General features: G+C 42.2%; 26 protein-coding genes and 1 pseudogene. 10 read left to right on the forward strand and 17 right to left on the reverse strand.

Features of this window, described 5'->3' with window-relative positions; genetic code table 11:
* Positions 1 to 186: 186 nt before the first annotated feature.
* Positions 187 to 2,505: an ATP-dependent helicase gene (locus J7E32_RS21310; RefSeq protein ID WP_214911535.1), complete on the forward strand. Its 2,319-nt coding sequence runs from the start codon at positions 187 to 189 to the stop codon at positions 2,503 to 2,505.
* Between the two features lie 28 nt (positions 2,506 to 2,533).
* Here the strand turns inward: J7E32_RS21310 and spoVIF are convergent, their stop codons facing one another.
* From spoVIF to J7E32_RS21345, 7 genes are all read right to left on the reverse strand, one after another.
* A complete protein-coding gene (spoVIF, locus tag J7E32_RS21315; protein ID WP_023615234.1) occupies positions 2,534 to 2,788 on the reverse strand; it encodes a sporulation-specific transcription regulator SpoVIF in 255 nt (84 codons plus the stop codon).
* A gap of 136 nt (positions 2,789 to 2,924) precedes the next feature.
* A complete protein-coding gene (locus J7E32_RS21320) occupies positions 2,925 to 3,050 on the reverse strand; it encodes a YjcZ family sporulation protein (protein ID WP_214911537.1) in 126 nt (41 codons plus the stop codon).
* A gap of 94 nt (positions 3,051 to 3,144) precedes the next feature.
* Positions 3,145 to 3,861, reverse strand: a complete 717-nt coding sequence (locus J7E32_RS21325; RefSeq protein WP_214911539.1) for a DUF421 domain-containing protein — start codon at positions 3,859 to 3,861, stop codon at positions 3,145 to 3,147.
* Positions 3,862 to 3,884: 23 nt separating this feature from the next.
* Positions 3,885 to 4,241 (reverse strand): stage V sporulation protein AE, encoded by a 357-nt coding sequence (gene spoVAE / locus J7E32_RS21330; RefSeq protein ID WP_214911541.1) that lies wholly within the window; start codon positions 4,239 to 4,241, stop codon positions 3,885 to 3,887.
* Positions 4,242 to 4,256: 15 nt separating this feature from the next.
* Entirely contained in the window at positions 4,257 to 5,270 is a 1,014-nt protein-coding gene (gene spoVAD / locus J7E32_RS21335) for a stage V sporulation protein AD (RefSeq protein WP_214911543.1), read from the reverse strand.
* Complete coding sequence (gene spoVAC / locus J7E32_RS21340) at positions 5,271 to 5,750, reverse strand: stage V sporulation protein AC (protein WP_192472301.1); 480 nt, start codon at positions 5,748 to 5,750, stop codon at positions 5,271 to 5,273.
* Between the two features lie 14 nt (positions 5,751 to 5,764).
* Positions 5,765 to 6,277: a YhcN/YlaJ family sporulation lipoprotein gene (locus J7E32_RS21345; RefSeq protein ID WP_286183677.1), complete on the reverse strand. Its 513-nt coding sequence runs from the start codon at positions 6,275 to 6,277 to the stop codon at positions 5,765 to 5,767.
* A gap of 260 nt (positions 6,278 to 6,537) precedes the next feature.
* On the opposite strand from J7E32_RS21345, the gene J7E32_RS21350 reads away from it, so the two are divergent.
* On the forward strand, positions 6,538 to 6,783 hold the full coding sequence (locus tag J7E32_RS21350) for a hypothetical protein (protein ID WP_214911545.1): 246 nt from the start codon (positions 6,538 to 6,540) through the stop codon (positions 6,781 to 6,783).
* Between the two features lie 128 nt (positions 6,784 to 6,911).
* Here J7E32_RS21350 and J7E32_RS21355 read toward each other — a convergent pair whose 3' ends face one another.
* Entirely contained in the window at positions 6,912 to 7,256 is a 345-nt protein-coding gene (locus tag J7E32_RS21355) for a DUF1360 domain-containing protein (RefSeq protein WP_214911547.1), read from the reverse strand.
* Positions 7,257 to 7,460: 204 nt separating this feature from the next.
* Here J7E32_RS21355 and J7E32_RS21360 point away from each other — a divergent pair, with 204 nt between their 5' ends.
* Positions 7,461 to 7,982: a CotY/CotZ family spore coat protein gene (locus tag J7E32_RS21360; RefSeq protein WP_214911549.1), complete on the forward strand. Its 522-nt coding sequence runs from the start codon at positions 7,461 to 7,463 to the stop codon at positions 7,980 to 7,982.
* Between the two features lie 48 nt (positions 7,983 to 8,030).
* Here the strand turns inward: J7E32_RS21360 and J7E32_RS21365 are convergent, their stop codons facing one another.
* From J7E32_RS21365 to mgtE, 4 genes are all read right to left on the reverse strand, one after another.
* Positions 8,031 to 8,489, reverse strand: coding sequence for a CotO family spore coat protein (locus J7E32_RS21365; RefSeq protein ID WP_214911551.1), 459 nt, complete (start codon positions 8,487 to 8,489; stop codon positions 8,031 to 8,033).
* Positions 8,490 to 8,628: 139 nt separating this feature from the next.
* Complete coding sequence (fabI, locus tag J7E32_RS21370) at positions 8,629 to 9,396, reverse strand: enoyl-ACP reductase FabI (RefSeq protein WP_214911553.1); 768 nt, start codon at positions 9,394 to 9,396, stop codon at positions 8,629 to 8,631.
* A gap of 112 nt (positions 9,397 to 9,508) precedes the next feature.
* Positions 9,509 to 11,362: a monovalent cation:proton antiporter family protein gene (locus J7E32_RS21375; protein WP_214911555.1), complete on the reverse strand. Its 1,854-nt coding sequence runs from the start codon at positions 11,360 to 11,362 to the stop codon at positions 9,509 to 9,511.
* Between the two features lie 23 nt (positions 11,363 to 11,385).
* On the reverse strand, positions 11,386 to 12,708 hold the full coding sequence (gene mgtE / locus J7E32_RS21380; RefSeq protein ID WP_483297627.1) for a magnesium transporter: 1,323 nt from the start codon (positions 12,706 to 12,708) through the stop codon (positions 11,386 to 11,388).
* Between the two features lie 468 nt (positions 12,709 to 13,176).
* Between mgtE and prpE the strand changes: the two genes are divergently transcribed.
* Positions 13,177 to 13,917, forward strand: coding sequence for a bis(5'-nucleosyl)-tetraphosphatase PrpE (gene prpE, locus J7E32_RS21385; protein WP_214911560.1), 741 nt, complete (start codon positions 13,177 to 13,179; stop codon positions 13,915 to 13,917).
* A gap of 209 nt (positions 13,918 to 14,126) precedes the next feature.
* Here the strand turns inward: prpE and J7E32_RS23230 are convergent, their stop codons facing one another.
* The 5 genes from J7E32_RS23230 to J7E32_RS21410 form a co-directional block, all read right to left on the reverse strand.
* A complete protein-coding gene (locus J7E32_RS23230; RefSeq protein WP_353654094.1) occupies positions 14,127 to 15,275 on the reverse strand; it encodes a CAP domain-containing protein in 1,149 nt (382 codons plus the stop codon).
* 110 nt (positions 15,276 to 15,385) lie between these two features.
* A complete protein-coding gene (locus J7E32_RS21395) occupies positions 15,386 to 16,291 on the reverse strand; it encodes an RluA family pseudouridine synthase (protein WP_214911562.1) in 906 nt (301 codons plus the stop codon).
* Between the two features lie 752 nt (positions 16,292 to 17,043).
* Positions 17,044 to 17,844 carry an NAD kinase gene (locus J7E32_RS21400; RefSeq protein WP_214911563.1) on the reverse strand — a complete coding sequence of 267 codons (801 nt, stop codon included), beginning with the start codon at positions 17,842 to 17,844 and terminating at the stop codon, positions 17,044 to 17,046.
* A gap of 32 nt (positions 17,845 to 17,876) precedes the next feature.
* Positions 17,877 to 18,515, reverse strand: a complete 639-nt coding sequence (gene yjbM / locus J7E32_RS21405) for a GTP diphosphokinase (protein WP_214911565.1) — start codon at positions 18,513 to 18,515, stop codon at positions 17,877 to 17,879.
* 34 nt (positions 18,516 to 18,549) lie between these two features.
* Entirely contained in the window at positions 18,550 to 18,930 is a 381-nt protein-coding gene (locus tag J7E32_RS21410; protein ID WP_214911567.1) for a UPF0738 family protein, read from the reverse strand.
* Positions 18,931 to 19,050: 120 nt separating this feature from the next.
* On the opposite strand from J7E32_RS21410, the gene J7E32_RS21415 reads away from it, so the two are divergent.
* From J7E32_RS21415 to J7E32_RS21435, 6 genes and pseudogenes are all read left to right on the forward strand, one after another.
* Complete coding sequence (locus J7E32_RS21415) at positions 19,051 to 19,638, forward strand: CYTH domain-containing protein (RefSeq protein ID WP_214911569.1); 588 nt, start codon at positions 19,051 to 19,053, stop codon at positions 19,636 to 19,638.
* Between the two features lie 19 nt (positions 19,639 to 19,657).
* On the forward strand, positions 19,658 to 20,305 hold the full coding sequence (locus J7E32_RS21420) for a lytic transglycosylase domain-containing protein (protein ID WP_214911593.1): 648 nt from the start codon (positions 19,658 to 19,660) through the stop codon (positions 20,303 to 20,305).
* A gap of 204 nt (positions 20,306 to 20,509) precedes the next feature.
* Entirely contained in the window at positions 20,510 to 20,632 is a 123-nt protein-coding gene (locus J7E32_RS23080) for a hypothetical protein (protein WP_286183678.1), read from the forward strand.
* 108 nt (positions 20,633 to 20,740) lie between these two features.
* Positions 20,741 to 21,142 carry a globin domain-containing protein gene (locus J7E32_RS21425; protein WP_214911571.1) on the forward strand — a complete coding sequence of 134 codons (402 nt, stop codon included), beginning with the start codon at positions 20,741 to 20,743 and terminating at the stop codon, positions 21,140 to 21,142.
* On the forward strand, positions 21,139 to 22,020 hold the full coding sequence (locus J7E32_RS21430) for a ClpXP adapter SpxH family protein (RefSeq protein ID WP_214911573.1): 882 nt from the start codon (positions 21,139 to 21,141) through the stop codon (positions 22,018 to 22,020). The genes J7E32_RS21425 and J7E32_RS21430 overlap by 4 nt, the downstream gene beginning before the upstream one ends.
* A gap of 308 nt (positions 22,021 to 22,328) precedes the next feature.
* Positions 22,329 to 22,551: pseudogene (locus tag J7E32_RS21435) on the forward strand (hypothetical protein); the annotation flags it as partial.

Below are 22,551 nucleotides of genomic sequence, written 5' to 3' on the forward strand. Positions count from 1 at the left end.
TCTCACTATATTCTTCTCTTCCTTTTCCCTGTTTATGACCGTATTAAACTGCTAATAAAAAAATTCCGTCCTCCTCCTTATAATGTATTCACTAAGTGGTGCTGGATGCCGAAAACACCTTTTGTTAAGAATCTTATTCTGCTATGATAGAGATTGTGCTATTTTTGGTGGGAGATGAGGGAAAACATGAAAACAGCCAAGTATAATCAACAGATAATAAGCCTTGATCGATATAACCGTGAGGATTTTCAAAAGCTTTTTGATGACGGAAAAAAAGGGATGCTTACTTGTTCTGTATGCGGAGGTCCTGTCCGTCTTTACCTCGGCATAAAAGACAAGCCCCATTTCTACCATCACCTTTCCGCGAAAGAAGATTGCAGTGAACAAAATGAATTCTCCCCATCCGTTCAACCTTCCGAGGAAACGGAATATATCGAACGAAATGGCTTCCGGATCCCTAAGGCCCGTTCCATTACGGCTGAAGCTGAAAGAGAGGAAAAATTCATCTTCCCACGAGAAGTAAAGATTCCTTCACCTTTTAATCCGTTCCCTCCAGCAAAGCCAGGAGTTAAGTTAAATTATTTAAAACAACTTAAAGAAGCTGGGATCCTTTTCGATGGTAATCAGGAAAAAGCTGTTGTTTCTATAGATGGGCCATTATTAATTTTAGCTGGTGCTGGAAGTGGAAAAACGAGAGTACTGACGGCAAGAACCGCCTTTATGATTGAAGAGAAAAAAGTTGATCCCGGTTCTATCATGCTTGTTACCTTTACAGCAAAGGCGGCCGCTGAAATGAAGAAACGGATTGCCCTTTACCCGGGAATGTCCCCCGCTAAGGTTAACCAGCTGATTGCTGGCACCTTCCATAGCATTTTCTACCGAATCCTTTGTTTTCATGACCGTGAAAATTGGTCATCTGACAAGCTGATGAAAAAAGAATGGCATCGGGAACAAATATTAAAGGAGGCTGGCCGAAAGCTCCAGCTGGATGAAAAAGAGTTTGCCTATGACCTCGCACTACAGCAAATTGGTTTATGGAAAAACACGATGATAATGCCACACGAAGTTAAGCCTGAATCTCCTTGGGAAGAAAAGGTGGCTTTGCTGTATAAAGACTATGAAGCTGCTAAAGACAGGCAGAAATTATTCGACTTTGATGACATGCTTCTGGGCTGTTATAAGCTTTTTAAGGAAAAGCCTGACATACTTGAAAACTATCAAAATCGTTTTCACTATTTTTTAATAGACGAATTCCAGGATATTAATAAAGTTCAATACGAACTTATGAAAATGCTCTCTAGCAAGCATGGAAATGTTTGCGCTGTCGGCGATGACGACCAGTCAATCTATTCATTCCGAGGCAGTGACCCTGCCTATCTTTTTAACTTTAAGACCGATTTCAAAAATACCAAATTAATCATCTTAAACCAGAATTACCGCTCGCCGCATGAAATTGTCGAGACAGCAAACACTTTAATTTCGGCAAATCTCACCCGTCATGAAAAAGAAATGCGGGCCCAATTTTCCGCTGAGCGTCCGCCAGTAATCTTCCATCCTTATGATGAAGAAGAAGAAGCAACGATGATCCTGACAGATATAAAAGAACGGGTCGAACAAGGCGAACGCCCCGGTGATTTCGCTATCCTGTTCAGGACGAATGCAGCCAGCCGTGCCGTATTCGAGAGGCTGGCGAATTCAAGCTTGCCTTTCCGTCTTGATCAGGATATTGAATCCTTTTACGAGCGTTTCATGGTAAAAGGAATGCTGTCATTTCTGCGGCTAAGCATGAATCCCGATGACTCGGAGGCAATCAAAAATATTCTTCCTTCACTATTTTTAAAACAGTCGATTTTCCGTGATTTACAGGCTAATAGCATCCTGAACGATTGTTCCATGCTTGAAGCTCTTACCCATGTAAAAACCGGATTTGCTTTCCAGGAACAAAAGCTGAAAAGGCTTATACCGATTGTACGCTCTCTGTCTTCCCTGCCGCCAGTAGCGGCAATAGATATAGTCGAAAAGGACCTGGGATATCAGGACTTTATCAAAAAGCGCGGAAATGAAGGAAACCAGCTTGAAAAGGGATCGGACGACATCAGGGATTTAAAAGTGGCGGCACGAAACTTTAAAACCGTCGGAGAATTCATCGAGCATGCTGACCATATGACAGCCATGAACGCTGAAATTAAACGGAGCAGCAGGAACCTAACTGACGCCATCACATTAAGCACCATTCATCGATCCAAGGGGCTTGAATATGGAAATGTCTATATAATTGGTACCGTTGACGGAAGCATCCCCCATGATTATGCTTTGGATGCCTATCGTAATGGAGACCTTCAACCACTTGAAGAAGAACGCCGTCTGCTTTATGTAGCAGTGACAAGGGCAGAAAAGAACTTATTCATTTCTGTTCCACAAAAAAGACGTGGAAGAAAAGCTAATCCTTCCCGTTTTTTATCTAATATAAAGAGAAAAATGCCAAATCAGGACCTGGGGATATAAACTCAGGTCCTGATTTGGCATTCAAGAATTACTTCTTGTTGATCATTTTGGAAATTTGGCCAAAGTCAAGCTGCTTTCCATCCTTAACGATGGATTCTACAATCTTGTCTTCCATTTCTTTACTGACAGGCTTGTTAGCCATTTTTGAAACACGGCGGATTACGCCTCGTACAGTTTGCTCATCTTTAAAGTTCGCATTTTGTAATGAATTCGCTAACTCAAATACATCATTCATATTTACGCCAGTTTTTTTCTCTATATTCTTGAAGAAATTATTATCCATATAAATCACGCCTCCTTCTTTAACTACTCTATTGTATGAAGGAAGCAAAAAATGGTGAAAGAGAGACTGTAAAAATCATCAATAGTCCAGGCAGAAAAAGCTGTTCCGAATTGGAACAGCTCCTTCTTCTTTGCTCTTAGTTGTAGAAGCTTGCTCCTACAATAATCAACAAAATGAACAATACGACGATCAATACGAAAGTGGAACCGCCATAGCCGCCGCCTCCGTAGCCGTAGCCGCCGCCACACCAACCGTAGCCCATTCTTCTTCACCTCACTTTTTATTACTCAATAGCAATATATGTGAGGCTTAACGAATTTGTATGGGCGAGCCCCCATCCATTTAGAATTCATGGATTATACTTGATCAAAGTCTGGGAACTGGCAGGATATAAATTCATCATATAAATCAATACTAAGGAGTCCTCTAGAATCCATTTCTGCATAGAAGACTTGATTTGGCTGATATCCTTTAGCCCTGATTTTTGAAATCAATTCACCTTTATCCAGACCAGCTTTCCTTAAATTTTCCTCGATAAGTTCACCGTCCATCATGACAGGCACCGAAGCAGACTCTGCTTCAACCTTAATTCCAATATCTTCATACTTTAATGGCTGTTTGGCTTTTTTCAATAAAACACTTAATTCTCCATTGGAATCAAGCGAAGCAAACTCAACATCTGCCACCTTAAATACACTTTTCTTGCGAAGTTGTTCCAAGAGTTCATCTATACTGTATTTCTCTTTTCGCATGTTTTTTTCGAGAATATTACCATGTTCAATGAAGGTAGTTGATTTTCCCTCAATAATATTGCGAAATGTTCTGCTTCTTAACGATACCGTTGAAATCGCCAAAGGGACGAAAGACCAGACGATTAGGCTGGCAATACCATCCCTCAAGCTCAAATCAGGATCCATCGCTAATGTACCAGCAATATCTCCTACAGTGATGCCTACGATATATTCAAAAAATGACAGGCTTGATAACTGTTTTTTTCCAAGAAGCTTTGTAATGATAAATAAGCCCAAAATCAATAAAATAGAGCGTATGATCGTATTAAGTATATCCGGCATTAAACCACCCTTGAAACACAGAATCAACCTTTGGGCTTAAAGATAAGTGCGCCAATAAAGCCAAAGATTACAGCAGCAGATATACCGGAACTGGTGATTTCGAACATGCCTGTCAGGACACCGACCAGCCCGTGCTGCTCAGCTTCCTGAAGCGCTCCGTGAACAAGCGAATTACCAAAGCTCGTGATTGGAATCGTAGCACCAGCTCCTGCAAAATCAATTAATGGTTCATAAAGTCCGAAACCATCAAGGACAGCACCAATGACAACAAGCAAACTCATCGTGTGCCCTGGTGTCAATTTCGCGATATCAAACATCAATTGGCCGAAAACACAAATCAGACCCCCGACAACAAAAGCCCAAAAAAACATTGGCAGCAATGCGATTCCTCCTTCCTAGTTCATTTCAATTGAGACAGCATGGGCGATACATGGAATGGTTTCTTTTTGCTGGAAAGATAGCGGTGATAAGAGAGCTCCGGTGGCAACAACCAGTATTTTCTTATAGATTCCCTTTTGCATTTGGTTTAATAAATGGCCATATAACACGGAAGCCGAACATCCTGCTCCGCTGCCACCAGATTGGACCGGCTGGTCATCGTTATAAATCATCAAACCGCAATCCTGAAATTGCTCCTTCGATATTTCCAGTCCGGACTGCTGTAAAAGCTCGAATGTAGTAGCCTGCCCAATCCTTCCAAGATCACCTGTAACAACTAAATCATAAAAAGCCGGATTACGATTCAGATCTTTAAAGTGAGCAATGATCGTATCCGCTGCAGCCGGCGCCATTGCTCCTCCCATATTAAAGGGATCTGAAATCCCCATATCCACCACTTTCCCAATAGTGGCAGAGGTAGTGACGATTTTTCCCTGTTTATCTGAGTTATCCGTTACAACGGCAGCTCCTGCGCCAGTTACAGTCCACTGTGCTGTCGGCGGTTTTTGTCCGCCATATTCTGTCGGATAGCGGAATTGTTTTTCCGCCGCTGAATTGTGGCTTGATGCGCCGGTTACCGTCTTCTTTGCTCCCTGGTAGTTCACAATAAATGATGCTAACGCAAGACCTTCCATAGAAGTAGAGCAAGCACCGAAGAGACCAAAATAGGGTATTTCCATCGTCCTTGCCGCAAAACTCGTCGGTGTGATCTGATTGATTAAATCGCCTGCCAGCATGAACTGCATGTCCTCTTTATTGAATTCCCCTTTTTGCAAGGCCGAATTAATTGCCTCTTCAAGCAACACTCGATGTGCTTTCTCATATGATTCTTCCCCCATCCATAAATCGTCATGAAGGACATCAAAGTCAGCTGCCAACTTCCCCTCGGCTTCAAAGGGACCGCCTGATGAGCCCCACGATTCAATGACAGGTTTATTCGCAAATTGCCATGACTGCTTTCCAATCAACATTTACAGCACCCCCATCATCGTCAACAGTGTTTTTACCAATGCAACGACAAAAGCTGCAAAGACACCAAACAAGATTACTGAACCTGCCAGTTTAAACATGTTCCCGCCTACACCTAGAACGAATCCTTCAGTTCGGTGTTCAATTGCCGCAGAGATCACTGAGTTTCCAAATCCAGTCACCGGTACCGCGCTGCCCGCTCCTGCGAATTGTCCAATATGGTCATAAACACCAAATCCTGTCAACAGCATGGAAAGGAATATCATCGTAGCAACTGTCGGATTTCCAGCTGTTTGTTCGGTGAAATTAAAAAAGTATATATAAAAATAGGTTATTGCCTGGCCGATCGTGCAAATCAAGCCGCCAACCAAAAATGCTTTAATGCAATTTTTAACCACTGGTCGTTTAAGTTCATGCTTTTGTTCCAGCTGTTGATATTGTTGCTGCTCAGGTGTCATCTTTTGCTTTTTTTTATCCCCCATTTCACCCATCCTTTCTAAGTCAATTCTTTTTTCAACGAAATAATCCGCTGTAATTGTTCCTCTGCTTTTTTATCCGGAAAGGACGGATCTTTCATTCTCTCCCGAAGCTCGACCGCCTCAATAAAAATTTTATAATCACTAGAAACAATGAAGTCGTCATCAGGATAATTCTTTTCCAATTTCTTATTGATTTCTTTCTCGATTCGCTTCATGCCGAACCGCTTCAAATGCTTGACCTTATAAGCCACCAATATGTCTTCTTTACCTACGATGACTGCAACATCATAAATTTCATCAAGTGCAGCGATATCTTTCTTGACCTTCTTAGCCAGTTTGATATTCTTCTCATCAAGATCATTTGTCGCTCCTGGATCAGGATTGACTGACTGGATCATTGACTTCCTGCTATCAGGTGATGTTTTGCCAAATGAAGTACAGCCAGCAGCACCAGATCCAAGCAAAATTAAGATTCCCAAAATCTTTACAACATGTTTCATATTCATCATTAATCCCTTTCTATGGTTCATCTGATAAAATTATTTTCCACGGCTGAAACCCAATTTATGAATTTTTTAAAGCAGGTTACACTTCCAGTTAATGTAAAATAGATAATTACGCCTGTTTTGCAGTAAAAGTACTTCGGTGAGCTTAATAAGCCCTGTGACTACTTTTCAATAAAATAAAGCTCTCTCTTATTGCTTTTTATAGCCTTCCCTATTTGACGTAATATACGAACAAAAAGCGCAAGCGCCTTGTTCAACCCCGACAAGCGCTGGAGGGACGCACAATGAAGTCGTTCTTTGACTTCAATGGGCGGCTCGAAGCGACTCGAGGGGCTAGGCGCTGGAGCTGGATTAAGAACACCACAGGCAGTTATCCACACCTAAGTAATTTTATAATTTCCTTAACAAAAAAAACGCCTGCCAGAAAGTTTGGCAGACGCTGTTTTATGCTTGTTTTTTCTTTTTCCCGCAGCCACAGCCACGTTTCTTACGCACTCGGCGGGTTGAAGCATTGCTTTTGGATACTGTAGAACCCTTGGTGCTTTTCGTATTTTGCTTTTCTTCCTCCATGAATACAACCCCTTCATTAAAGAGTCCATACGATAGTTTATGAACAAATCTTCAATGGAGTTCTGGACGGACTCACTAATTTAATATGTCAGTCTTTTATGAAATAATGCTGGATCACCGAAGCAATTCCCGCTATTGCCAGCACTGTGATGACTGGCATTGAAAAATGCGGTATCATTACATAGCCAGCATACAGGAAAGAAGTTGCCCAAATACCAGTGCACCAATGGCAGCTTAATAGCTCGCCTATCCAATATTTGAGTCCCTCCCCTTTTATTTCTATATAAGTTTCCGTACTCCCATCCTCCAATGTCTCCTCCACTATATCGTGGAATGGTGCTCGAAGGAATTCAGTGATTGTATCGTAAACAATCAGCCTGGTCAAACGAAAGCTCGCAAATACAAGAAGGCATAAATCCAACCAATTCCCCATCCGCTACACCACCTGTGTTGAATCAAGTCAATACAGCTTATGCAGGGCAAATCCCTATGTATGGGCCCTTAGCCAGTCCGCTCCTGTCATCATTTTTTATAGGAAACCTGTTGAAAATTAGACAAACACCCACACCATTAGGAGGGCGATTCATATTCTATTAAGGACAATAGGTCATATCAACTAAAAGGAGATGAACTTGTTATGGGTTGCAAAGGTAAAAAACATGATGGCGACAACTGTGTATGCGAGGTCCTTCGTGCAGTAGCAGATGCTCAAGATGAAGTGGATGTAGACAATGATTGCGATGTCAGCTGCCACAAGTCTATCCAAGAATTACTTGCAGGCGCACAAACTCCAACGACGGATTTAGATACAATCCCACTAATTCTCTATTGCGGTGACTGCGCACCGTTCGAAGGGTTTGGAACTCGCCTCTTCACAAATCCAGGAGGTCAACAACGACTTGATTGCTTCAAATCATTTTTCTTCCGTGTCACTTCTGTAGATGACAACTGCTGCGCAAAAGTTGAGTTGTTAGCAACACGTGGTGGTATGGGAGAAGGTATCGACACTCTATGTGAGCAAATCACAACTGGAGGATCCAGAAATGAATTCTACAGAACTGGCATCTGCATCACTATCGACTTGGACTGCTTCTGCGCTGTCACTTGCTTAGATCCTGTAGCTGCATTACCACTTTCTAGCCTTCCTGGAAATAACTGATCACTGCAGTCAGAAAAATCAGGCTTACCGTAATTGGTAAGCCTATTTTTATAAACCTACCCTTTTTATATCGACCAAATCTTCTTTAAAGATGCTTACACTTTTCTTTCTTGGGCTGATCGAATGTATAAACAAAACTTCTCCTTTCATTTCCATAAAGTACCCCGTATATGACCTTTCTATGGTAATGAATTCATATTTAACCTTAGCAACAGATGCCGGGACAAGCTTTAAATGTTTGACCTTTTCCTCGAGTGTATATTCATTGAAATTCCTCTTCCTTGGTGGGTCTGGGCTTTCTGTTTCATGAATTACTTCTTCTTCAGAATTTCCGTTTGCTTCGTAATCAACTTCATTTGTCTTTGAATTCTGTACTTGTAGATTCTCAGACATCTCTTCCCTATTATTAAAAGAAAAATTCTTTTGCATATCTGGTTGCGGTAGATCTATGTTTGGTTGATTAATGTAAAACAAAGGAGATTGCTTACGACTTCGTTTCCTCCCCATATTCGGCACCTCCAATAATTCGCTCACCCTATATGTATGCGGTAGCCTAGGATGGGTGCCAGGCTCACTTTTTGAATTGTTTGTACAAACCCTTAAATCATTTTAAAAAAAAAGCCCGCACAATGGCGGACGTGATTGATTACAAGATATGAAACCCTGAGTCAACATGGATATTTTCACCAGTAATTCCTCGTGACATGTCGCTGAACAGGAATACTGCTGTGTCTCCAACTTCTTCAGGAGTTGTGTTGCGGCGGAGCGGAGCTCTTTCTTCGATTTCCTTTAAGATTGAATTAAAGTCACTTACACCTTTGGCAGATAGTGTACGGATCGGTCCGGCTGAAATTGAGTTCACGCGGATGTTATCCTTCCCAAGGTCTGCTGCAAGGTAGCGGACACTTGCATCCAGGGAAGCTTTTGCTACTCCCATAACATTATAATTCGGAATCGCTCGTTCTCCTCCAAGGTAAGTCAAAGTAACGATACTTCCTCCTTCAGACATTAGTTCCTTCGCTTCCTTGGAAACTGCTGTCAGTGAGTAAGCACTGATATTATGGGCTAACAGGAAGCCTTCGCGTGATACATTCATATAGTCCCCCTGGAGTTCCTCTTTGTTCGCAAATGCGATACAGTGGGCAACACCAGAAATCGTGCCAACCGCTTCCTTGACCTCACGGAAGCATTTTGCAACATCTTCATCGCTCGTAACATCACATGGCAACACTAAATAACTCTGATCCAACGATTCAGCGAGCTCGCGTACACTTTTCTCCAGACGCTCTCCCGCATACGTGAAGATCAAATTCGCTCCCGCATTGTGAAGTGACTGGGCAATCCCCCAGGCAATGCTTCGTTTATTGGCAACACCCATTACTACATATGTTTTTCCGTTCAATGAAAGAGTCATTTCTACCGTTCCCCCAATGTTAATACAAGTTATTAGTACCTAGTGCTAATTCTACACTATATTTGTTCATTTGAAAAGAAAAACCCGCCGAGAAGGCGGGTTAATGTTTCAATTAGCACCAAAAACAGAATTCAAGCTCACGCTTTAGCTCATCAACATACTCTTTTGAACCAGAGACAATCAGGCGGTCCTTCAGCCTCAACTCGGTATCACCATGAGGCACAATCGATTCATTTTCACGGAGGATACGGACAAAAATAACATCTCCGGTAAACGGGAATCGCCTTAGGGTCATTCCATCGAAGTGATCATTAAGCATTCTTATTTCATGCAGGGAGTTTTCCTTGTTAGTCAGTATGTCCATGACTCCAGGCGATTCAATCATCACTTGAAGCAGTGATTCAGTTGAACGCAGCACCGAGAAGACTTCAATTCCCTCTCCTTGTACTTTGTCGGCAAGATCTGGACTTTCGATCCTGGCGATTACACGGTCAACACCATGCTCCTTCGCACTGACAGCAATCTTAGCATTCAAATCAGGGTCCCCGGTAGTGATGACAATGATATCCGCATCATACACTTCATGTTTTTCTATTGTTTCAATTTCATAATTCTCCATCTCGATGATATTAAAAACTGATTCTGCAATTCGGTTATCCGCTTTTTCCTGTTTCGTATGAAATAGTACCGGATCGTACAATGAAGACTGCAAGTCTCGTGTAACAGGAAGGGTCATCTGGTTGGCGCCAATGAAGACCACTTTCACTTTCTTATCTTCGGCTTTTTCCTGCGGAAACAGCTTCTTGAATAAAATTGGTGTCAGAACGCTGGATATGACCGCAACGAGAATCAGCGTACCGCTCATTTCTGGAGTGATCATTTCCATTCTTTCACCGATTGTTGCCGCTGCAATGACTAGCGATAGTGTTGACGTCAGCAAAAATCCAGCTGCTAATACTGTTTTCGTATCATACCATTTTCTCAAAATATAGACCGGAATTACTTTAGATAAAAATAACGCCAGCAACAATAGCGGAATCAGCATCAGGAGTTTTTTATCGCTGAATAAGGCCCAAATATCCAAATCAACCCCAACCATAACGAAAAAGATCGGGATTAAAAATCCATAGCCAAATGAATCAAGTTTGTGAACCATATCTTGGTCTGGTGCCAGAAGTGAAACAAGTACCCCGGCAAGGAAAGCTCCCAGGATGTTTTCAGCACCAACCGTTTCAGAAATCGCCACTAACAAGATAATCAATGCAAAGACCGCACGTGTACCTATTTGAGTTGTACCAGTGGAGAGAGCATTGATAAATGTACGGTTTTTGAATATTTTACCAACGAAATACAAAGCAACTCCAGCTGCGAACAAAAGGAGGAGCAGCCATGTGTTTCCATCTCCGCCATCATAAAGGGAGACAAAGACAGCTAGGAGAATCATCGTAGCAAGATCTGCGATGACTGCCACCAATAAAATGATTTGACCTATATTTGTTTTCATTAAATGGGCGTCTTTAAGTGTTGGCACTACGACCCCAAGTGAAATTGTCGAAATAATCAGCGTCATTAGAAATACATTTTCGATAAAACCGGCAAGTACAAATAAATAAGACAATCCTAGCGAAGCAATAAAAATGCCCAAAAAGATGATAGATGCAACGACAAATGTATTAGGTTCCTTTTTCGGTGTTGCCTTATTCTTTTTGCCACTTGTAAATGCAGAAAAATCTATTTCCAAACCGCTCAGGAACATCAAGAACAGAAAACCTAATGTAGATAGGGTGCCAAGCCAGGCATCCTCATGAACGATATTGAAGCCACTTTTACCAATGATAAGGCCCATAATGATTTCTGCGACTACCACTGGTATAATGCTCAATTTTAAACGGTGAAGCAAAATTGGTGTCAGAAATGCAACGATAATGACGATTACAAGTGAAGTAATCGATGCATGTTGTTCCATCCTCATCCCTCCTTATTCGTTTATTAAGTTAGATAACTCATAAAAGCAGTAGCAATCCCAAAATAAACCAAGATACTAATAATGTCATTTATAGTAGTGATGAACGGTCCGGATGCTACAGCCGGGTCAATTTTCAGCCTATGCATGAGCATGGGTATCAATGCACCAGCCAGTGTTGCTATGATCAATGTAATAAAAATAGATATACCAACTAATATCCCCAGAAATAATTCACCTTGCCAAAAATAGACGACGAACGTGACCAGTATTCCGCAGATTGCTCCTGTTATAAGGCCAGTTCCTGCTTCCCTGAGGATAATGTTCCACTTGCTCTCTTTTTCAAGGTCACCAGTTGCAATTCCCCTGACAGCAACAGCCAGAGCCTGAGTCCCCGTATTCCCTGCCATTCCGGCGATCAAAGGAATGAAAACAGCTAATATTGCAACTTTATTCAAGGTTTCCTCGAACCTTCCGATCAAGCTTGCTGTGAACATGCCCAAAAAGAGAAGGATGATTAGCCATGGCAGCCTCTTTTTGGCAGCCGATAGCGGGTTTCGGTCTACCGTATCAAGATCAGCGATACCAGCTAGTTTTGAATAGTCATCTGACGCCTCTTCTTCCATGACGTCCATGATGTCATCAACAGTGATAATCCCGAGAAGATGATTTTGAAAATCAACGACAGGAAGAGCGAGGAAATTATAATCTCGCATCATTCGTGCGACTTCCTCCTGATCCTCTCCAACAGAAACGGAAACAACTCGGTCATTCATAATCTCAGCAATCATCGTTTCATCATCGGCAACTATAAGATCACGCAATGAAATTACACCAGCCAGCCTTTTATCTTCATCGACAACAAAGATATAATAAATAGTCTCAGCCTGGGGTGCTTCTTTTTTTAGAATATACATCGCCGACCGGACAGTTTGGTTGGCAGAAATCGCAATGAATTCTGTCGTCATGATACTACCAGCTGTGTATTCCTCATAATGCAGCAAGCCCTTGATTTCCTGTGCTGCTTCAACATCCATGATCGTCAAATAACTGACGACCTGGTCTTTATCAAGCTCATTCAGGACATCGACTGCGTCATCAGCATACATATTTGACAGCATATCTGCCGCATAATTAGGATTCATCTGGGCGAGTACATCTTTAAAGTCCTCTTCATCTGCTTCTAGATTTTCAAATAAATCGGCCATTTCTTCGGGAGATAGAAAGTTATACACTTTCGCGCGCTCTTTATCATTAAGTTCCCCGAAAAAAGCTGCCTGATCATAAGGATGCAACTCTAAAAATTCATCACGAAAATCATCGATCTTCTCAGAGTAAAGTGCTTCCATCAGCAGCTCTGTATTAATCTGCTGCTTAGATGCCGTTTCTTGGCGTTCTTCAGACATCCACCTTACCCCCTTTCCTTTATGTACATTTCATTATACTAGCATTTATTAATTTCTTTGTCTTTTATCTACTCTTTTTCAGGCTCTTTTCTCAAACTTTGCTGCTATTGAATACAAAATTGGTTTTAAGTGCCTTGTTCCTTCGTAAAGTTTACGCTTCTTATGAGAAAAGAGCATACAAACTTAATACCGACCTGCAAATTAGGTATATATTACGTTAAAATCGGCTTTAGGATTTTAACATCAGTGATTAAGAAAACAACTTCTTCAATTAAAATTAATTGGGCAATATATGTTAAGATGCCAGCTTGTTTGACTACGGCCTTTTCTATTAACATTCCCTTTTTTGTTGTAAACTTGTCTTTTTTCCGACTTTCGTGAGGACTGAATTAAATAAAGGAGGAATACCAATTGAACCTTGATATTATTGGCGATATCCATGGCTGTTACGGTGAATTTGAAGAGCTCACCAAAAAACTTGGATACGAGTGGAGCACCGGCCTTCCAGTTCATCCTGATGGGCGGCACCTTGCTTTTGTCGGTGACCTGACTGACCGTGGACCAGATTCATTAAAAACCGCAAATCTGGTTTGGGAATTAGTGGTGAATAAAAAATCCGCTTTCTATGTTCCCGGAAACCATTGCAATAAACTTTACCGCTATCTTTTAGGGAATAAAGTCCAGACGACCCATGGACTTGAGACAACTGTTGCGGAGTTTATGTCATTGAGTTTAGAGCAGAAAAATGAGTTCCGTGAAAAATTCCTTCACTTATACGATTCTGCACCTTTATACCATGTCCTCGACCAGGGCCGACTTGTGATTGCCCACGCAGGGATCCGTGAAGACTACATCGGGAAAAATAACTCTAAGGTAAAAACCTTTGTCCTTTATGGTGATATCACGGGGCAAAACAATCCGGACGGAACTCCTGTACGTCGTGATTGGGCAAGGAACTATCAAGGAAAAGCAACCATAGTTTATGGGCATACACCGGTCAAAAAACCGAGAGTACTCAATAATACGTACAATATTGATACAGGAGCTGTTTTTGGCGGCAATTTGACAGCATTGCGTTATCCTGAGATGGGACTTGTATCCGTTCCCTCCTCCATGCCTTTTGTGCCGGAAAAATTCAGGGAGATAAATTGATACTCGTATTAAGAAAAGCGCAAGCGCCTTGATCAGCCCCGACAAGCGTTGGAGGGCCTGACAGTGAAGTCGCTCTTTGACTTCATTGGCAGGGCCGAAACGTCTCGAGGGGCTAGGCGCTGAGCTAGACACTAATCTAAGTGAAAAATTTATCCTTTCTTATACAGTGAAAAAGCTAACCATAGCAATGATGGTTAGCTTTCTCTGCTTTATTTTCCGATAAACATCTGAGTCCAGTAGTTCCCTTGTGTTGTGTGCCCAACTCCAATATGTGTGTAGTTAGGACTTAAAATATTCTTCCTGTGCCCTTCGCTGTTCATCCAGGCGTTTACAACTTCTTCCGCACTCCGCTGACCCATCGCAATGTTCTCGCCAGCAGTGTTATACGATACCCCAAAGTCCCTCATCATATCGAACGGAGAACCATAAGTAGGACTCGTATGCGAAAAATAATTCTTCGCCTGCATATCATTAGATTTTTCTTGTGCTACATTGCTTAACGCTGTATCTGGCTGCAGGTTCTGTAATCCATTTTTCCTGCGCTGTTCGTTGGTCAGGTCAATAACTTTCGCTTCAAACGCACTTAGCTCGGTCCCAGAAGGTGTCGCTTTTTGTTCTGGAGCGGGAGCAGCTTCTTCTTGCGGAGCTGGTGCTGTTCTTTCTTGTGGTGCTGGCGCTGCTTCTTGTTCAGGTGCTGGAGTTGCTCTTTCCTGCGGTGACGGTGCTGCTCCTTGTTCAGGTGCTGGAGTTGCTCTTTCCTGCGGTGCCGGTGCTGCTCCTTGTTCAGGTGCTGGAGTTGCCCTCTCCTGCGGTGCCGGGGCTGCTCCTTGTTCAGGTGCTGGAGTTGCCCTTTCCTGCGGTGCCGGTGCTGCTCCTTGTCGTGGCGCAGGAATTCCTCCCCTGTTCAATTGCGGTAGTTCGACACCTGTACGGCGCTGCAATTCGGCCAGCATTTTATCAAGGTCAGCTCGTTGTCCTTCTGTTAATGTCAGCCTGCCTTGCCCATTCATTTGTGTGTGTGGAAATTTAGCACTAGGAATATCAGTACTATAAGAATTCGGGTCTATGGTAATATACCCATCAGGCGTCTGCATGATTTCACTCGTTGCATTTCCGCCTTTTTGATTACGCCCTGACTCATTTGTATTTCTTTTCGCAGAACTGATTTCCGCTCTGCGCCTCTGTTGCTTGATTCTATTTGCGTCATTATCCCAATAACCTTCTTGGCCATTTCCAAGGGTGGTCATTCTATTGTCGCGTAAATCCAATGCTTCTTCATTATTGTTGTTGCAGGCTGCGAGACCTAATAACATAACAGCGGATACGGCAATTAATTTACCGTGCTTATATACATTCAACGGATGTTACCCCCTTCAAATTTTTCATTTATTACTCCCTTATGATTTGATGTATTGCACGGAATTATAAAATGAAAAATTTGAGAGAAATGTAAAAAGGCAAATCGTCTCTAAAACGATCTGCCTTTTTCAAGCACTGCATCGATATCAGGTGGAAGGCTTGCATTGAAACGCAATTCTTTGTGAGAAAATGGATGGACAAACCTTAGTTCACAGCAATGCAAAGCTTGTCTTGATATCTTATTTTTATTTCCGCCATATAAAGTATCCCCCAGCAGAGGGTGTCCTGAATAATTCATATGCACTCTGATCTGATGTGTTCTGCCTGTCAATAGCCTTAGGTTGATATGGGTAAAACCTTCATATCTCTTAACAACTTCAAATAATGTGCAAGCATACTGACCATCGGGATGGACTTCACGTTCAATGATGCTGTCCTGTTTCCTGGCAATCGGTTGTTCGATACTGCCTTCATCCACATCTAAACTACCTTCGACAAGTGCCATGTACTTTCGCTTAACACCGCCACTACGCTGCTGCTTGCTGAATAAATGATGGACATGGCTGTGCTTCGCAATCAATACCAGCCCGGAAGTATCCCTATCAAGTCTGGTGACAATATGGGTTGTTGCGGATAGGCCACTACGTTGATAATAACCGATAAGAGCGCTGGCCAGACTGCCGTTTGGATGCTCCCTTGAAGGAATTGTATTCATTCCGGCAGGCTTATTGACTACCAGTAAATACTCATCCTCATAGATGATTTCAAGCGGGATTTCCTCCCCTTTCATCCCCTCAGAAGGAAGTTCAGATGGAAACTCCACGCTGATAAAATCGCCGCTCTTCAGTATATATCTGACATTTACCTCCAGGCCGTTTACTGAAATGAAACCACCCTTGAACTTAATATCGGTAAGAGCCGACTTGGAGATCTCTTTATCCTTTAGGTATTCCCTAAGCATTTTACCTTGGTCAGCAGCCCCGGCCGTATATTCCAGTGTAAAGTTCTTCCACATATCAGCGGCTCCTGTCTCCAATGTTTCTAATACTAATATTTTTTACTTTTTTTCAAAGAAGGATGCCCAACGATAACTGTTTATTGGACAAATTGTTCGCAACCCGCCTGCGAAATGTCCATTAAACCTTGTTTATTAGACATTTTGAACACGACTCGGCCGCGAAATATACATTAAACCTCGTTTATTAGACATTTTGACTGCGACTTGGCCACGAAATGTCCATTAAACCTTGTTTATTAGACATTTTGAACGCGACCCAACCACGAAATGTCTATTAAACCTTGTTTATTAGACATTTTGACTGCGATTCAGCCGCGAAATGTACATTAAACCTTGTTTATTAGACATTTTGACTGCGATTCAGCCGCGAAATGTACATTAAACCTTGTTTATTAGACATTTTGACTGCGACCCAACCACGAAATGTCCATTAAACCTCGTTTATTAGACATTTTGATCCCGACTCCGCCGCGAAATGTACATTAAACCTCGTTTATTAGACATTTTGATCCCGACTCCGCCGCGAAATGTACATTAAACCTCGTTTATTAGACATTTTGATCCCGACTCCGCCGCGAAATGTACATTAAACCTCGTTTATTAGACATTTTGACTGCGACTTGGCCACGAAATGTACATTAAACCCTATTTATTAGACATTTTGAACCTGACACGGCCACGAAATGTCCTTCAATCATCTCTCCCTGGACAGTCTGTCAGCGGTCTTTCCATAAAATCAATCTTTCTTCTTAATCGCTGTCTGAAATAAAGGAATCGTGCACCCTTTTCCAGAACGGGAACGGCCTGAAGCGGGCAAAGCGGATTTTTTCATCCGCAACCCTGAATTGGATTGATTTAACGTCCTTATGCAGCAGTGTCAAATGATCAACTGTTACCTGGAAGTCACGTCGATTAACCGGCTTCAGTGTACATGTATGATGGTCAGGAAGAATCAACGGTGATCCCACTGTCCTGAAGACACGATTGTTGATGGATGCCATTTCCGCAACCTGGATCGCCCTTAGTGAAGGGTGAAGGATGGCGCCGCCCAATGCTTTATTGTAGGCTGTACTTCCTGATGGCGTTGAAACGCACAAACCATCTCCACGGAAGCGTTCAAAATGCTGGCCTCTGATTTCAACATCCATGACCAGGGTGCCCTCAACTGACTTTACGGTCGATTCATTCAGGGCCAGATATCTTGTTTCTCTGCCGCCATGCTGGTATCTGATGATTACCTCCAGAAGTGGATATTCAACCACCTGGTAGGGTGTTTTGGCTACAGCAATGACCAGCTTTTCAATTTCTTCAGGAACCCAGTCGGCATAAAAGCCTAGGTGTCCGGTATGTACTCCAATGAATGCTGTTTTGTCCAGCCTGCTCGCGTATCGATGGAAGGCATACAGAAGCGTGCCATCTCCACCCACGGAAATACAAATATCGGGCTGGTCTTCATCATATTGTAAATCAAAGTCCAAAAGATATGTCTTCATTTTATGCATCAACGTGTTGGACCTGGAATCCCCTTTTGAAGTGATCGCAAATTTCATGTAATCAAACACCCCTGCATTTCGGATTTAAATTACTTCTTCCCATCCTGCTGCATTTCTTTTTTCCTTGTAAAAAAAGCCTGTGCATCCTGGATTTCCCCTCTGATTGTCGACATTTCTTCATCAAGCCGGAATGCGGCCTCCGCTGCTCTCTGCAACCTGATCTTTATGTCCTCAGGAAAAAGTCCTTTATACTTATAATTTAGCGAATGCTCCACTGTTGCCCAGAAATTCATCGCCAATGTTCTGATCTGGATTTCTGCCAGTATATTTCTTTCACCGCGAATTGTCTGCACTGGATAACGGATCACGACATGATAGGAGCGGTAGCCGCTCGCTTTCTTATGGGAGATATAATCCCTCTCCTCGACAATCTCAAAATCATTACGGCTTCTCAATTGTTCAACAACTGTCTTGATATCATCCACGAATTGGCACATGATCCTTAAGCCCGCAATATCCTGCATTTCTGTCTCAAGCTTATCAAGTGAAATTCCCTTTTGATGCGCCTTATCAAGAATGCTGGCAATAGGCTTTACCCTTCCAGTGACGAATTCAATCGGGGAATGGTCGGAATGGAGTTCATATTGGCTCCTGATTCCTTTTAACTTTACCTTCAATTCTTCAACAGCGTGCTTATAAGGTTCTAAAAATTGATCCCAGTGTTTCACATCAGTCACCTCATCCGGTTCTATTCACGAAAGCCTAAGCGGAGGGTGCGGCAAAAACCTGTTCCACTTTCGTGACCATTTCCTCTCCATAGTTGCTATTGCCATTTATATTTTCAATCAAATATTTCATTTCGCTATGGAAGCCTTCTAGTTTAAGTTTGCCTCCATTATTGGTTAAATAAGTTTCTAATCCAGACTGCAAACCTTCTTGAATGACACTCCAAGTACCTGCAGGAATGGTGACATAATGATATCCATCTTCTTTATCAAGAATATAAATAAATGATAATTGATCGGAATCAACAAGCATTTGCCCTGTTGGAGCAAAATCCTCCAGACCTGTCTCTATGTCTGTAGAGAGTAGTAACTCATTATTTTCTATTTTTGCATCGATAATTAAAATTCTTTGACTCATTTCCTCAACCTCCATAATCTTTTTTATTTTATCATATCGAACCATTTTCTACTAAGGATTGAAGCAAACCAGATTTAACGAGATAATAAAGAGAGAGCTTGTTGGAAAGGGCGGATAGATATGAGCCAGAATATCGAAATTGAATTCAAGAATATGCTGACAGAGGAAGAATTCCACTTCCTTGAACAATTCTTCAAAATTGAGCCGGAACAATTCAAAAAACAGATTAATCATTACTTTGATACAAATTCCTTCACCTTGAAAGACCATGGTTCTGCATTAAGGATCAGGGAAAAAGGATCCAGGTTTGAAATGACTTTAAAGCAGCCTGCACAACAAGGGTTGCTAGAAACGAATCAAATACTGACGGCTGGCCAGGCTGAGGAAGCCTTGTCATCAGGAAAGCTGCCAAAAGGTGAAGTAAAAGACGCTGTTGTGAAATTAATCCAAGATACAGAGCCATTGCAATACTTCGGGTCGCTCACAACCGTTCGTGCTGAGGTTGAGTACAAAGAAGGATTGCTTGTCCTGGACCATAGTTACTATTTAAATACAGAAGATTATGAGCTAGAATATGAAGTAACGGATGAGGCAGAAGGAAATAAAGTTTTTACTGAATTATTGGGAGAATTAAAAATCCCTCGCAGACCGACCGATAATAAAATTAAAAGGTTTTACACTAAAAAATATAATCTTTTACAAGAATAGACCAGGCAGGAGAATCATGATGAATGTTGACCAGTTAAAAGTCATGCTTGAATTGCAGGCGCTCCAAAACTTCAACCAGCCGGCAGCCAGCCAATCAGGTAATAATGTTTTTCAGGAAATGCTTTCCGGCATCCTCAGTGACCAAAGCAATGCTCTTGGTGCCACTGCAACAAGACTTGAAGAGTTATTTAACAACGCTCAAACTGCAGTTAGCTCTTTTGATATAGCCAAACCGAACTTTGGACAAGTTCTGCCGCCTATTCAGCTGACAAAAGTAGCGGCGAAAAGCGATGCTGATTTTGATGGGATTATTGACAAGGCTGCTTCTATGTTCAATATTCCAGCCAAGCTCATTAAATCTGTCATTCAAAAGGAATCGAACTTTAATCCAAATGCCGTGAGCCATGCCGGTGCTTCAGGACTTATGCAATTGATGCCGGCGACAGCTAGAGGCCTGGGCGTTAAAAATGTATTTGATCCAGCGGAGAATATTCTCGCAGGAAGTAAATACCTTCGTCAAATGCTGGACAAGTACGACAATAATATAGAACTTGCACTTGCAGCATATAATGCCGGACCAGGAAATGTTGACAAATATGGGGGAATCCCTCCATTTAAAGAAACGCAAAACTATGTACGTAAAGTCACAGATGTCTTTTACGGATAAAAGGCACCTCAAAAAGGAGAATATTCCCATTAGTTTTGACCGCCTGTCAGTGGTAACAGGCGGCTTTTTTGTGTACATTAGTAAAGCAATCATAAAAAGAAAAGCGCAAGCGCCTTGATCAGCCCCGACAAGCGTTGCCCGCCTAAAAGCGCCACGTCCGTGGCTGGCGGGTCTAGCACATCGTGTGCCACGGAGGGCGGACCGATGAAGTCGCTCTTTGACTTCATTGGGCGGACCGAAACGACTCGAGGGGCTAGGCGCTGGAGCTGGACATCAATCTTCGTTCAAAAATCTATATATTCTACAAAATCAAGTCCGTTTTTATAGAACTCAAGACGATTTGTTTGAGATATAAATTTAGCATTGCTACAATAAAAAGCATAACTATCAAAGCAGAATGGAATTTTAAAAATCTATTTTAAAGGAGTTATCAATATGGTTGAGAATAAGACCTTACCATTCGAAGCCATTGGCGAAGGGACACTTCACCGGCTGGTCGATGCTTTTTACCACCGCGTTGGAATGCATCCTGATCTTGCTCCTATATTCCCGGATGATTTAACAGAAACTGCCCGAAAACAGAAGCAGTTTTTGACTCAATATTTAGGAGGGCCACCCTTATATACCAATGAACATGGCCACCCAATGCTCCGCGCAAGACATTTGCCATTCGAAATCACACCGGTGAGGGCATCAGCATGGCTTGCATGTATGGCTGAGGCCATGGATGAAGTTGGACTTGAAGGGCCTTTAAGGGAGGACTTTTACGCAAGACTTTACCTGACCGCCCAGCATATGATCAATACACCAGATGACGAAACTGGTGATATCACATGAAACTGAGTCGGGAAAACCTTTTGAGCTATGACCCATCAGAATTTTGCCATAGCTTGGATAAAAAGCCTATTGAAATTTATATTTTTGTAGACCCGCTCTGTCCCGAATGCTGGGCACTCGAACCCATCATCAAAAAGCTCCAAATCGAATATGGAAAGTATTTTTCCATTCGCCATGTCTTGAGTGGCAAACTGGCCACACTGAACATGAGCAGAAAAAAACGTTACGAAACGATTGCAGAGCTATGGGAAAAAACGGCAAGCAGAACAGGAATGTCTTGTGACGGATCACTGTGGTTCGAAAACCCTGTATCGTCCCCATACCTTGCATCGATTGCGATAAAATCCGCTGAGCTTCAGGGGAGAAAGAAAGGCATTAGATTCTTGCGCAAGCTTCAAGAAGTTCTATTTCTTGAAAAACAGAATGTCTCGAACTTCGAAGTGCTAAAAAACTGCGCGAGGAGCGTCGGTTTGGATGTTGAGGAATTCGTAACCGATATTCATTCTGAAACAGCAGCAAAAGCATTCCAGTGCGATTTGAAAATTACGAATGAAATGGATGTCCAGGAAATACCGACTTTCGTCTTTTTCAACGCAAATGTTGAAGAGGAAGGTATTAAGATAACCGGTCTTTACCCATATGAGGTATACGTCCAGATTCTCGAAGAAATGCTGCAGGAAAAACCAGAAGCGGCCCATCCGCCGCTCCTCGAACAGTTCCTGAAGCAATACAAAATGGTAGCCTCCAAGGAAGTAGCCGTTGTATATAACATAACTGTTCACCAGGCAGAGAAGGAATTAAAGAAATTAATGTTAAAACAACAAGTCGAACAGATTCCTGCTAAATATGGAGTATTCTGGCGATATGTTGAAGGATGACCGTGCATTTGCACGGTTTTTTTATTTGGAGTCTGTAACGATGCTCCACTAGTTCGTGATAACGAAAAACACATTGGTAGGATACCTGGGCGATAAAACCAAGTTGGTCGAAATAATTGGCAAAGTGGTCGAAAAAATTAAAAATCCGCCAAAATAATTCGAAAAGTGGTCGGATAAATTTAAAAATCTTTGAATTGTGGTCAATCTACTTTTCTTTCATCACTTCTTCGAGTGGTTTTCAACAGCACTGCACGAACAAAAAGCGCAAGCGCCTCGTTCAGCCCCGACAAGCGCTGGAGAGCCGCCCAATGAAGTCGTTCTTTGACTTCAATGGGCGGATCGAAGCGACTCGAGGGGCTAGGCACTGGAGCTGGATTAAGAAAACTACATGCAGTTATCCACACCTAAATATAATTTCCTTAACAAAGAAAAAGGCCTTGCAGCTCTCCAACTGCAAGGCCTTTTCTCTATTTTATACGAACAAAGGGGATGGGAGAAATTTTTCACGGTCAAACAAAGGGGTAAATGTTT

Origin of the sequence: Bacillus sp. ISL-55 (assembly GCF_018613155.1) — a bacterium.
Taxonomy (GTDB): domain Bacteria; phylum Bacillota; class Bacilli; order Bacillales; family Cytobacillaceae; genus Mesobacillus.